This is a genomic window from Pseudomonas sp. MTM4 (genome assembly GCF_019355055.1).
Taxonomy (GTDB): domain Bacteria; phylum Pseudomonadota; class Gammaproteobacteria; order Pseudomonadales; family Pseudomonadaceae; genus Stutzerimonas.
Map to the genome: position 1 here is coordinate 3,028,415 of NZ_CP048411.1, position 12,240 is coordinate 3,040,654.

Consider the following 12,240-nt stretch of genomic DNA (forward strand, 5'->3'; position numbering starts at 1 on the left):
TTCAGTAGATCAGGCTGCGGCCTGTCTCTCTATCTTGCGGGTAATGTACCACTGCTGCGCGATCGACAAGACGTTGTTGACGACCCAGTACAGCACCAGACCTGCCGGGAACCACAGGAAGAAGAAGGTGAAGATGACAGGCAACAGTTTCATCACCTTGGCTTGCATCGGATCCGGCGGTGTGGGGTTCAGCTGCTGCTGGATGAACATGGTCACGCCCATGATGATCGGCAGGATGAAGAAAGGATCCTTGATCGACAGGTCGGTGATCCAGAACATCCAGGGCGCCTGGCGCATCTCGACGCTTTCAAGAAGAACCCAATAGAGCGCAAGGAAAACCGGCATCTGCACCAGGATCGGCAGACAGCCGCCCAGCGGATTGATCTTCTCTTTTTTGTACAGCTCCATCATCGCCTGGGACATCTTCTGGCGGTCATCGCCGAACTGTTCCTTGAGTGCCTGCATCTTCGGCGACACCGCACGCATGCGCGCCATCGACCTATAGCTGGCGGCCGACAGCGGGAAGAACGCGAGCTTGATGACGATGGTCAGTACGATAATCGACCAGCCCCAGTTACCCAGTAGTGCGTGAATGTTTTCCAGCAGCCAGAAGATCGGTTGGGCGATGAACCAGAGGATGCCGTAGTCGACGGTCAAACGCAGGCCGGGGGAAAGTTCCTCGAGCTTTTCCTGACTCTTGGGACCGGCATAGAGAGTCGCGGCTGCTTCACCCTGGCTACCGGGAGCCACCGCAATTGCGGGACCGGTGAAACCGATGATGTAGTTGCCTTGGCTATCCTTGCGCGTCTGTACCTGGTTGGTCTGATCGGGCGCAGGAATCCAGGCGGTCACGAAATAGTGCTGCAACCAGGCGATCCAGCCGCCGTCGACGGTTCTCTTCAGGTTCTGGTCGTCCATGTCGCCCATAGACACTTTGGTATAGGGCTCGTCCTTGGTCCACAGTGCCGCGCCTAGATAGGTTGCCGTGCCGGTTGCCGTGCTCGAAGAGGGATCGCCACTGTCGTCGCGCTTGAGCTGACCAAACATGTAACCAGTCCAGGCCTTCTGGCTCTGGTTGTCGATCAGGTAACGCACGCCCAGATCGTAATCGCCACGATCGAAGGTGAAACGCTTGGTGTAGTTGACACCATCTTCGCTGTACTTCAGGTCGACGACGAGCTGATCCTGCCCTTCGGCGAGCTGATAGTTCTGTTGCTCGCTGCTATACAGCGGGCGGCCGCTGGCTTTGTCTGGACCATCGCCAATCAGCCCGCTCTGAGCTTCGTACGTCCGCTCGGCGCTACGCTCGAAAAGCTGGAAAGGAACGTCCGGTCGATCCTGGCGGCGAGGAAACTCTGGCAAGCGCAGGTCGACGATGTCACCGCCACGTGGATCGATCGCGACATCGAGGACATCGGTACGCACACGGATGAGCTGAGAACTGGCCTGAGTCTCAGGAAGCGCGCTGGCCGACTGCTCGCCAGCCACAGCAGGAATGTCACCCTGCGAACCTTCAGCAGTAACGGTGGTTGGCGTCTCGGGTAGCTGAGTGGCCGAAGATTGTTCCTGATGTGTCTCTGCAGGCAGAGCAGCCTGACCATAGTCCTGATTCCACTGAAGAACCATCAGGTAGGCAACGACTGCCAATGCGACAAGCAGGATCGAGCGTTTGATATCCATGGTTACTCGGTCATCGAAGATGAATTGGAGGTGTTGTTGGAAGGCACGGGATCATAGCCGCCCGGATTCCATGGATGGCAACGGCCAAGCCTGCACAGGCTCAGCCAGCCACCGCGCAGCAGGCCATGATTCTCGATGGCCTCTTGTGCGTAGCAGGAGCAACTTGGGTAGAAACGACAATGGCTCGCCATCATGGGGCTGATGGCGTACCGGTAGATCCGAATCGGAATCAAGGCCAGTTTACGCATGAGCGGACTTGCTCTGTTCCGGACTGCCGGCGGTCTGGGAGGGTGTGCGGGACAACCGCCTCCAGAGTTTGGCGAATTGCCGTGCCAGTTCGGGATTATCCAGATCAGCCAATCCCTTGCGAGCGATAACCACGATGTCCCACCCCGTCAGTTCCATCTGGTGGAGACGAAAGGTCTCACGCAGTTGCCGCTTGATGCGATTGCGTTCAACCGCGAGCTTGACGCTCTTCTTGCCGATCACCAGCCCGATTCGGGGGTGTGGCAGTTCGTTTTCGCGCACCAGGAGCAGGACGTTCCTGCCCGGTAACTTGCCGGAAGGGGAGTCGAAGACTGTTTTGAACTGACGCGGGGTCAGCAATCGCTTTTCCCGAGCGAAGTCTCGACTCACTACCTGTTCCGACGTGTTCAGACTGCCAGGCGCTTACGACCTTTGGCGCGACGGCGCGACAGGACGGCACGGCCGTTCTTGGTGGCCATACGAGCACGGAAACCGTGAGTGCGAGCGCGCTTGAGGGTGCTGGGTTGGAAAGTGCGTTTCATGATGCGTTTACCTGGTGATCCGTTGCGGGCCGGAATGGCCCCCTTTTAAGAGACCGGCGATTGTAGAGAAGCCGCGCGGCGAGGTCAATTTCCAACCAGCGCCGTCGAAGGCAAATAAATATAGATAAAAAGAAATTAAAGCTTTTCTTACTACAGAGCTTATAAATGGTGCGTACCTTTTCTGTGGATAACCCTCTACAGCCCAGGACAGCCGCCGCATCAGACGTTTCTAAACTCTCTTCGTAAACGGTGCGTTCGCGGTGGGAACGTATTTAATTTCCTGTGGGTATTTTTTCAGGTTATCAACAGGACAGTTCTTCACCGAGCTTTGCACAGGCTTATCCGGAGCCCTAACGGAGGGTTATCAACAGCTCTTAGGCCCTGTACTGAGAATGTTACCGGCTATTTTTATGCCTGACTTCGCCTCAATAGAGATGCTGACTGTGGATAACAGGGCTGGCCATGGCTACAATGGTTGCCGTTTGAAGCTCGACAGCGTCTAGGAGATTCCGTGTCGGTGGAACTTTGGCAGCAGTGCGTTGACCTCTTGAGAGATGAGCTGCCGGCCCAGCAATTCAACACGTGGATCCGTCCGCTTCAAGTCGAGGCCGAGGGGGACGAACTGCGCGTATACGCACCTAATCGATTCGTTCTTGATTGGGTCAACGAAAAGTATCTTTCCCGTTTGCTTGAGTTGCTATCGGAACGCGCTACCGGTCCGGCACCTTCGTTGTCTCTATTGATAGGGAGCAAACGTACAGCCGCCGCCGCGCTCCCTTCTGCGTCGATGGCCCGCGCTCAACAGCAGGCCACCGTTTCTGCCGTTCCCTCGCAAGCGGCACCTTCGGAACCCGCTGCCGTTGCACCTCTATCTGCTCCGCCACCAGCAGCTGCGCCTGCGCGTGCGGAGCGTAACGTCCAGGTCGAAGGTGGACTCAAGCACACCAGTTATCTCAACCGGACCTTTACCTTCGAAAATTTCGTCGAGGGCAAGTCCAACCAGCTGGCCCGCGCTGCTGCATGGCAAGTTGCCGACAATCCCAAGCATGGCTACAACCCGCTGTTTCTCTATGGTGGGGTGGGCCTCGGTAAAACTCACTTGATGCACGCGGTGGGCAACCACCTGTTGAAGAAAAATCCCAACGCCAAGGTTGTCTATCTTCATTCGGAGCGTTTCGTCGCCGACATGGTCAAGGCGCTGCAGCTCAATGCCATCAATGAATTCAAGCGCTTCTATCGCTCGGTGGACGCGCTGCTGATCGACGACATTCAGTTCTTCGCCAAGAAAGAGCGCTCCCAGGAAGAGTTCTTTCATACCTTCAATGCGTTACTGGAGGGTGGGCAACAAGTGATTCTCACCAGTGACCGCTACCCGAAGGAAATCGACGGACTTGAAGAAAGACTCAAGTCCCGTTTCGGCTGGGGCCTGACGGTTGCTGTCGAGCCGCCGGAGCTCGAGACGCGGGTGGCGATCCTGATGAAGAAGGCTGATCAGGCCAATGTGGATCTGCCACATGATGCTGCGTTCTTCATCGCGCAGCGGATCCGCTCGAATGTGCGTGAGCTGGAAGGCGCACTGAAGCGCGTCATCGCTCACGCTCATTTCATGGGCCGCGATATCACCATCGAGCTCATTCGAGAGTCCTTGAAGGACTTGCTTGCTCTACAGGACAAGTTGGTCAGCGTGGATAATATTCAGCGCACTGTCGCTGAGTACTACAAGATAAAAATCTCCGATCTGCTGTCGAAGCGACGTTCTCGCTCAGTGGCGAGACCGCGTCAGGTCGCGATGGCTTTGTCCAAAGAGCTCACCAACCACAGCCTGCCGGAAATCGGCGATGCGTTTGGTGGGCGCGATCACACGACCGTGCTTCATGCCTGTCGTAAAATTGCTGAACTTCGCGAATTGGATGCTGATATTCGCGAAGATTACAAAAATCTGCTGCGTACTTTGACAACCTGAACTGCGGCCAATTAATAGGCAAGGGACCAGACCATGCATTTCACTATTCAGCGCGAAGCCCTGTTGAAACCTCTGCAGTTGGTGGCTGGCGTCGTCGAGCGACGCCAGACCTTGCCCGTTTTGTCCAACGTGTTGCTGGTGGTTCAGGATCATCAGTTATCCCTTACCGGTACCGATCTCGAAGTCGAACTGGTCGGCCGCGTGGCGTTAGAGGATGCTGCAGAGCCCGGTGAGATAACGGTACCGGCGCGCAAGCTGATGGATATCTGCAAGAGCCTGCAGCCCGATGCGCTGATCGATATACGTCTGGATGATCAGAAAGTCGTGATCAAGTCGGGGCGTAGCCGTTTTTCCCTGTCGACCCTGCCGGCCAACGATTTCCCTACCGTCGAGGAAGGGCCAGGCTCGCTTAGTTTCAGCGTTAACCAGGGCAAGATGCGTCGCCTGATCGAGCGCAGCAGCTTTGCCATGGCACAGCAGGACGTGCGCTACTACCTGAACGGTATGCTGATCGAGGTTTCCAGCGGAATGCTGCGTGCGGTCGCGACCGATGGGCATCGGTTAGCGATGTGTTCCATGCAGGCCGGTATTGAGCAACCGGATCGTCACCAAGTCATCGTGCCGCGCAAAGGGATTCTCGAACTAGCGCGTTTGCTGTCCGATCAGGACGGCGACGTCAGCATCGTGCTTGGTCAGCACCACATCCGTGCAACGACCAATGAGTTCACCTTCACTTCCAAATTGGTGGATGGGAAGTTTCCCGACTATGAGCGCGTGCTGCCCCGTGGCGGTGACAAGCTGGTCGTCGGCGAGCGCCAGACGTTGCGCGAGGCATTCAGCCGCACGGCCATTCTCTCCAACGAGAAATATCGAGGTATCCGCCTGCAGCTCGAAAGTGGGCTGTTGAAGATCCAGGCTAACAACCCGGAACAGGAAGAGGCGGAAGAAGAAGTTGCGGTCGACTACACCGGCGGATCGTTGGAGATCGGTTTCAACGTCAGCTATCTGCTCGACGTGCTGGGCGTCATGACCACTGATCAGGTTCGTCTGATTCTTTCTGATGCCAACAGCAGTGCGCTGGTTCAGGAATACGACAACGACGATTCAGCCTATGTCGTAATGCCAATGCGTCTGTAACGCTCGATTCTGAATGTCCCTCAGCCGTATATCTGTCACCGGCGTTCGCAACCTGCAGCCGGTGACGCTCATCCCCTCCCCTCGGATCAACATCCTTCACGGCGACAACGGCAGCGGGAAGACCAGCTTTCTTGAGGCCATTCATCTGCTTGGAATGGCCCGTTCGTTTCGCAGCACGCGGCTGAACCCGGTGATTAGCCACGAGCACGTCAGTTGTACGGTGTTTGGCCAGGTTGAGCTGGGTGAGGGCCAGTCCAATGCGCTGGGTATCGCCAGAGAACGCTCTGGTGAATTTCGAATTCGCATCAACGGCCAGAGCGCGCGTAGTGCGGCTGAGCTTGCCGAAACCCTGCCGCTGCAGCTGATCAATCCAGACAGTTTCCGGCTTCTGGAAGGCGCCCCCAAGCTCCGCCGACAGTATCTTGATTGGGGCGTGTTCCACGTGGAACCACGTTTTCTCAGGGCCTGGCAACGTCTCCAGCAGGCGCTGCGGCAACGAAACTCCTGGCTGCGGCATGGTACACTGGACGCCGCTTCGCAGGCCGCCTGGAGCCAAGAACTGAGCGTGGCGAGCGACGAATTAGACGCGTACAGGCGAGCTTATATCCAGGCGTTGAAGCCAGTATTCGAGCAAACGCTGGTGTCTCTTCTTGAGCTCGAAGGCTTTCAATTGAGTTATTACCGCGGTTGGGACAAAGAACGTTCTTTGGCCGAGGTGCTAGCGGCGTCGATCGATCGCGACCGGATGATGGGGCACACCCAAGCGGGGCCGCAGCGAGCCGATCTCCGCTTGCGGATAGCAGGTCACAACGCGGCGGAGATTCTCTCGCGAGGCCAGCAGAAGCTGGTTGTTTGTGCCCTACGGATTGCCCAGGGGCACTTGGTGAGCGAGGCCAAGCGAGGCCAGTGTATTTATCTGGTTGATGACCTGCCGTCCGAGCTGGATGGCCAACATCGGCTGGCACTATGCCGGCTGCTTGAACAACTGAATTGCCAGGTATTCATCACCTGCGTCGATTCGAATGTATTGCGAGAAGGCTGGCGTGACGATACCCCAGTCTCATTGTTTCACGTGGAACATGGTGCGATAACCCAGTCCACGGCCCCTCGGGAGTGAAGGCATGAGCGAAAATCACACGTACGATTCGTCCAGCATCAAGGTTCTCAAGGGCCTCGATGCCGTACGCAAACGTCCCGGCATGTACATTGGCGACACGGACGATGGCACCGGCCTGCATCATATGGTCTTCGAAGTAGTCGATAACTCGATCGACGAGGCGCTAGCCGGACACTGCAGCGACATATCGATCACCATCCATGTCGACGAGTCCATTACCGTTCGCGACAACGGCCGTGGTATTCCGGTGGATATTCACGAAGAAGGCGTGTCGGCAGCCGAAGTCATCATGACCGTGCTCCACGCCGGCGGTAAGTTCGATGACAACTCTTACAAGGTTTCCGGTGGCCTCCACGGTGTCGGTGTGTCGGTGGTGAACGCCCTGTCCGAAGAGCTTGTGCTGACAATCCGTCGGGAAGGCAAAGTCTGGGAACAGATTTACTGCCATGGTGTGCCACAGGCACCGCTGGCAGCCGTTGGTGAAACCGAGGATTCAGGCACCCAGATCCATTTCAAACCATCATCGGAAACCTTTCAGAACATCCACTTCAGCTGGGATATCCTGGCAAAGCGGTTACGCGAGCTCTCGTTCCTCAACTCCGGTGTGGGTATCGTGCTGCGCGACGAGCGCAACGCCAAGGAAGAGCTGTTCAAGTACGAGGGCGGTTTGAGTGCATTCGTCGCCTACCTCAACACCAACAAGACGCCGGTCAACGAGGTGTTTCACTTCAACGTCCAGCGTGACGATGGGGTTGGTGTCGAGGTAGCGCTGCAGTGGAACGACAGCTTCAACGAGAATCTGCTCTGCTTCACTAACAACATTCCTCAGCGCGATGGCGGTACGCATCTGGCCGGTTTCAGATCGGCATTGACGCGCAACCTTAACAATTACATCGAGCAGGAAGGTCTGGCGAAAAAGCACAAGGTGGCGACCACCGGTGACGACGCCCGTGAAGGTTTGACTGCAATCATTTCGGTGAAGGTTCCGGATCCAAAGTTCAGCTCGCAGACCAAGGACAAGCTTGTCTCGTCCGAAGTCAAAACAGCCGTAGAACAGGAGATGGGCAAGCATTTTGCGGATTTCCTGCTTGAGCACCCCAATGAAGCGAAAGCGGTCGTTGGCAAGATGATCGATGCTGCACGAGCTCGTGAGGCGGCGCGAAAAGCCCGCGAAATGACCCGGCGCAAGGGAGCTCTCGATATTGCCGGCCTACCCGGCAAACTCGCCGACTGCCAGGAAAAGGACCCTGCCCTTTCCGAACTCTACATAGTGGAAGGTGACTCCGCAGGCGGTTCTGCCAAACAAGGACGCAACCGCCGGACCCAGGCCATTCTGCCACTCAAAGGCAAGATCCTGAACGTTGAGAAAGCCCGATTCGACAAGATGATTTCATCGCAGGAAGTCGGCACGCTGATCACCGCCCTTGGCTGCGGTATCGGTCGCGAAGAGTACAACATCGACAAGCTGCGCTATCACAACATCATCATCATGACCGATGCTGACGTTGACGGTTCGCACATTCGTACGCTGCTGCTCACCTTCTTCTTCCGTCAGCTACCCGAGCTGATCGAGCGTGGCTATGTGTACATCGCTCAACCGCCGCTTTACAAAGTCAAACGCGGCAAGCAGGAGCAGTACATCAAAGACGACGAGGCGATGGATGAATACCTCACCCAATCGGCGCTCGAAGATGCAAGCCTGCACGTCAATGAAGATGCACCTGGCCTTTCGGGTGAGGCGCTTGAACGCCTAGTGAACGACTACCGCACCGTGATGAAGACGTTGCAACGGTTGTCCCGACTCTACCCTCAGGAATTGACTGAGCACTTCATTTATTTGCCCCGCGTATCGATCGAACAACTGGGCGACCAGGCTGCGATGCAAGCCTGGATGGAATCGTATGCCTCGTTATTGAAAGGCGTCGAGCAGTCTGGACTGACCTACAAGGCGAGCCTGCGAGAAGATAAAGAGCGCAACCTGTGGCTGCCGGAAGTGGAGATCGTTTCCCATGGGCTGGCCAGTTATATCACGTTCAACCGGGACTTCTTCGGTAGTAACGATTACAAGACGGTCACTGCACTGGGTGACAAGCTCAACAGCCTCCTAGAAGAGGGTGCCTACGTTAAGCGCGGTGAACGTAGAAAGCAGGTCAGCACCTTCAAGGAAGCGCTGGGATGGCTGATGACCGAAGGCACACGTCGGCACAGCGTCCAGCGATACAAGGGGCTGGGAGAGATGAATCCGGATCAGCTGTGGGAAACCACCATGGATCCAGCGGTTCGGCGGATGCTCAAGGTCACGATCGAAGATGCCATAGCGGCTGATCAGATTTTCAATACCTTGATGGGGGATGCAGTGGAGCCGCGTCGAGACTTCATCGAATCGAATGCGTTGGCGGTTTCCAACTTGGATTTTTGATCCGCTCCGTCTCGTCTCGTATTACAAAAACCCGGCTTTGCCGGGTTTTTTGTTTCACGTGGAACATAAAAATTCCCGCTTTTCGATAGCCTTAACCCATCGTCCTGCTTGTTTTAATCAATTTTCGAAATTCCCTTGCGCTCTATAAGCTCTCTCTCATTGAAGCTTTTAAATCGTCGACTTTCGAAACTACTAAGAGGTAATTCATATGCTGGATACCAATCTCAAGACCCAGTTGAAAGCCTATCTGGAAAAGGTCACTCAGCCGTTCGAGATCGTCGCATCCCTCGATGACGGTGAGAAGTCCCAAGAAATGCTCGCCCTGCTGGAAGACATCGCCAGCCTGAGCGACCACATCACACTGCGCACCGATGGTGATGATGCTCGTCGTCCGTCGTTCGCACTCAACCGCATCGGTGGCAACATCAGCCTGCGTTTCGCCGGCATCCCGATGGGCCACGAGTTCACCTCTCTGGTGCTGGCCCTGCTGCAGGTCGGCGGCCATCCGTCGAAGACCGCACCGGAAGTCATCGAGCAGATCAAGAACATCGAAGGCGACTACACCTTCGAAACCTACTTCTCGCTGTCCTGCCAGAACTGCCCCGACGTGGTCCAAGCGCTGAACCTGATGGCCGTGCTCAACCCGAACATCCGCCACGTCGCCATCGACGGCGCGCTGTTCCAGGGCGAAGTCGAAGCCCGGCAGATCATGTCCGTACCGAGCATCTACCTCAACGGTGAACTGTTCGGCCAAGGCCGCATGGGCGAAGAAGAAATCCTCGCCAAGCTCGACACCGGTGCCTCGGCGCGTGATGCCGAGAAGCTCAGCGCCAAGGACGCCTTCGACGTGCTCGTCGTTGGCGGTGGCCCGGCGGGCGCCGCCGCGGCCATTTACGCCGCGCGCAAGGGTATCCGTACCGGCGTGGCGGCCGAGCGCTTTGGCGGTCAGGTGCTGGACACCATGGCCATCGAAAACTTCATCTCGGTCAACGAGACCGAAGGCCCAAAACTGGCCCGTGCGCTGGAAAGCCACGTACGCGAATACGACGTCGACATCATGAACCTGCAGCGCGCTGCGGCATTGATTCCGGCCTCGGCCGAAGGCGGCTTGCACGAGATCAAGCTGGAAAACGGCGGCTTGCTCAAGGCTAAGACACTGATCCTCGCCACCGGTGCGCGCTGGCGTGAAATGAACGTACCCGGTGAGCAGCAATACCGCGGCCGTGGCGTCGCCTACTGCCCGCACTGCGACGGCCCGCTGTTCAAGGGCAAGCGCGTAGCGGTGATCGGCGGCGGCAACTCGGGTGTCGAAGCGGCCATCGACCTGGCCGGCATCGTCGCTCACGTCACGCTGATCGAGTTCGACAGCCAGTTGCGTGCCGACGCCGTGCTGCAGAAGAAGCTGCACAGCCTGCCCAACGTCACCGTGATCACCAGCGCGCTGACCAGTGAGGTCATCGGCGACGGCCAGAAGGTCACCGGACTGACCTACAAGGACCGCAACTCCAGCGAGTTCCACAACCTGGAACTGGAGGGCATCTTCGTGCAGATCGGCCTGCTGCCGAACTCCGATTGGCTGAAGGGCACCGTCGAACTGACTTCGCGCGGCGAGATCATCGTCGATGCGCGGGGCGAGACCTCGCTGCCGGGCATTTTCGCGGCGGGCGACGTCACCACGGTGCCGTACAAGCAGATCGTTATCGCCGTCGGCGAAGGCGCCAAGGCTTCGCTGAGTGCGTTCGACCACCTGATCCGCAGCTCCGTCGAAGACTGAGCCTGACGGGCACGAAAAAGGGGGAGCAGATTTCGGTCTGCTCCCCCTTTTCATTGGACTCTGCCCTGCTGCATTCCGCCTTTCAGGCACCGCCTTCGAGTCGTCTGACCTGCGCATTGATCCAGTCTTCAGCGCGCTGATTGAGTTCAGCTACAGCGCGAGGGCCTTCGCTTTCGGCATGCATGGCTGGGCCAATGACCACCTGAATGGTACCGGGAATCTTGCCCCAACCGGCCTTGGGCCAGAACATGCCGGCGTTATGTGCGATCGGCAGGACCGGCAGCCCAGCGTTGACGGCAAGCGCCGCTCCGCTGCGGGAGAACTTACCCTGCTCGCCAACCGGTACGCGCGTGCCTTCCGGGAAAATCAGCACCCAGGCGCCTTGCTCCAGACGCTCATGACCTTGCTTGGCCACCTGACGCAATGCCGCCTTGGGATTGTCGCGATCGATAGCGATGGGTTTGAGCAGCATGATCGCCCAGCCAAAGAACGGCACACGCAGCAACTCACGCTTGAGCACCTGGGTCAGGGGCTCGAAATATGCCGACAGGAAGAAGGTTTCCCAGGTGCTCTGGTGCTTGGCCAGAATCACGCAGGGGCGCGACGGAATGTTTTCCGTCCCGTGCACCTCGTAGCGCAGGCCGACCAGCGTCTTACCCAGCCATACGGCGCAGCGGCACCAGTTCTGTACCACGAAACGATAGCGCGCGCGGAATGCCATGAACGGGGCGCAGACCAGGCAGACCAGGCACCAGGCAAAAGCGGTGAAGGCTAGAAGGAAATAGAACAGCGCAATCCGAGCAGCAAACAGAAGGTTCATCACGATGCCCTCAGCAGATGTTCGGCAACCGCCGCGAGATCATCGAATACCTGAGTTCCAGGCGGCAGTGCGCCTTTCAGAGTACGCATGCCCTTGCCAGTCCTGACCAGGTAAGGCGCACCGCCCAAGAGCATGCCTGCATGCAGATCGCGATGGCTGTCACCGACCACCGGTACACCTTTGAGATCGGACAAATGGAAATGCTCGGCAATTTTTTGGAACAGCCCCGGCAGGGGCTTACGGCAGTCACAGCCATCGTCCGGACCATGCGGGCAATGCATGATCAGGTCGATGCGTCCGCCCTGCTCCATCACCAGCTGCTGCATCTTGAAGTGCATATCGTCGAGCATCGAGGCATCGAACATGCCTCGCGCCAGACCGGACTGGTTGGTGGCAACCGCCACCGTCCAGCCCGCCTTGCACAGGCTGGCGATGGCCTGGAGAGAGCCTGGAATCGGAATCCATTCATCCAGGGTCTTCACATAGGCGTCGGAGTCCTCGTTGATGACGCCGTCGCGGTCGAGCACTATCAGTTTCACCGG

General features: G+C 57.5%; 11 protein-coding genes. 5 read left to right on the top strand and 6 right to left on the bottom strand.

What is annotated here, in order from left to right; translation table 11 throughout:
- Positions 1–9: 9 nt before the first annotated feature.
- Genes yidC through rpmH form a run of 4 tightly spaced genes read right to left on the bottom strand, consistent with a single transcriptional unit; the run spans position 10 to position 2,468 of the window.
- Positions 10–1,680 (bottom strand): membrane protein insertase YidC, encoded by a 1,671-nt coding sequence (gene yidC / locus GYM54_RS13985; RefSeq protein ID WP_181105462.1) that lies wholly within the window; start codon positions 1,678–1,680, stop codon positions 10–12.
- 2 nt (positions 1,681–1,682) lie between these two features.
- The gene (gene yidD / locus GYM54_RS13990; RefSeq protein WP_131649147.1) at positions 1,683–1,928 is read right to left on the bottom strand and encodes a membrane protein insertion efficiency factor YidD; all 246 of its coding nucleotides are present in this window, start codon (positions 1,926–1,928) and stop codon (positions 1,683–1,685) included.
- A complete protein-coding gene (gene rnpA / locus GYM54_RS13995; RefSeq protein ID WP_131649148.1) occupies positions 1,921–2,316 on the bottom strand; it encodes a ribonuclease P protein component in 396 nt (131 codons plus the stop codon). The genes yidD and rnpA overlap by 8 nt, the downstream gene beginning before the upstream one ends.
- A 17-nt stretch (positions 2,317–2,333) precedes the next feature.
- Complete coding sequence (rpmH, locus tag GYM54_RS14000) at positions 2,334–2,468, bottom strand: 50S ribosomal protein L34 (protein WP_019340723.1); 135 nt, start codon at positions 2,466–2,468, stop codon at positions 2,334–2,336.
- 511 nt (positions 2,469–2,979) lie between these two features.
- On the opposite strand from rpmH, the gene dnaA reads away from it, so the two are divergent.
- From dnaA to ahpF, 5 genes are all read left to right on the top strand, one after another.
- The gene (gene dnaA / locus GYM54_RS14005; protein ID WP_131649149.1) at positions 2,980–4,431 is read left to right on the top strand and encodes a chromosomal replication initiator protein DnaA; all 1,452 of its coding nucleotides are present in this window, start codon (positions 2,980–2,982) and stop codon (positions 4,429–4,431) included.
- A gap of 33 nt (positions 4,432–4,464) precedes the next feature.
- The gene (gene dnaN, locus GYM54_RS14010) at positions 4,465–5,568 is read left to right on the top strand and encodes a DNA polymerase III subunit beta (RefSeq protein WP_181105463.1); all 1,104 of its coding nucleotides are present in this window, start codon (positions 4,465–4,467) and stop codon (positions 5,566–5,568) included.
- 13 nt (positions 5,569–5,581) lie between these two features.
- Positions 5,582–6,685, top strand: coding sequence for a DNA replication/repair protein RecF (gene recF, locus GYM54_RS14015; protein ID WP_197446125.1), 1,104 nt, complete (start codon positions 5,582–5,584; stop codon positions 6,683–6,685).
- 4 nt (positions 6,686–6,689) lie between these two features.
- Positions 6,690–9,104 (top strand): DNA topoisomerase (ATP-hydrolyzing) subunit B, encoded by a 2,415-nt coding sequence (gyrB, locus tag GYM54_RS14020; protein WP_131649152.1) that lies wholly within the window; start codon positions 6,690–6,692, stop codon positions 9,102–9,104.
- A gap of 208 nt (positions 9,105–9,312) precedes the next feature.
- Positions 9,313–10,878: an alkyl hydroperoxide reductase subunit F gene (gene ahpF / locus GYM54_RS14025; RefSeq protein WP_219232585.1), complete on the top strand. Its 1,566-nt coding sequence runs from the start codon at positions 9,313–9,315 to the stop codon at positions 10,876–10,878.
- An 82-nt stretch (positions 10,879–10,960) separates the two neighbouring features.
- Here ahpF and GYM54_RS14030 read toward each other — a convergent pair whose 3' ends face one another.
- Complete coding sequence (locus GYM54_RS14030) at positions 10,961–11,698, bottom strand: 1-acyl-sn-glycerol-3-phosphate acyltransferase (RefSeq protein ID WP_181099145.1); 738 nt, start codon at positions 11,696–11,698, stop codon at positions 10,961–10,963.
- A complete protein-coding gene (gene gmhB, locus GYM54_RS14035; protein ID WP_131649155.1) occupies positions 11,698–12,237 on the bottom strand; it encodes a D-glycero-beta-D-manno-heptose 1,7-bisphosphate 7-phosphatase in 540 nt (179 codons plus the stop codon). The genes GYM54_RS14030 and gmhB overlap by 1 nt, the downstream gene beginning before the upstream one ends.
- Positions 12,238–12,240 lie beyond the last annotated feature (3 nt).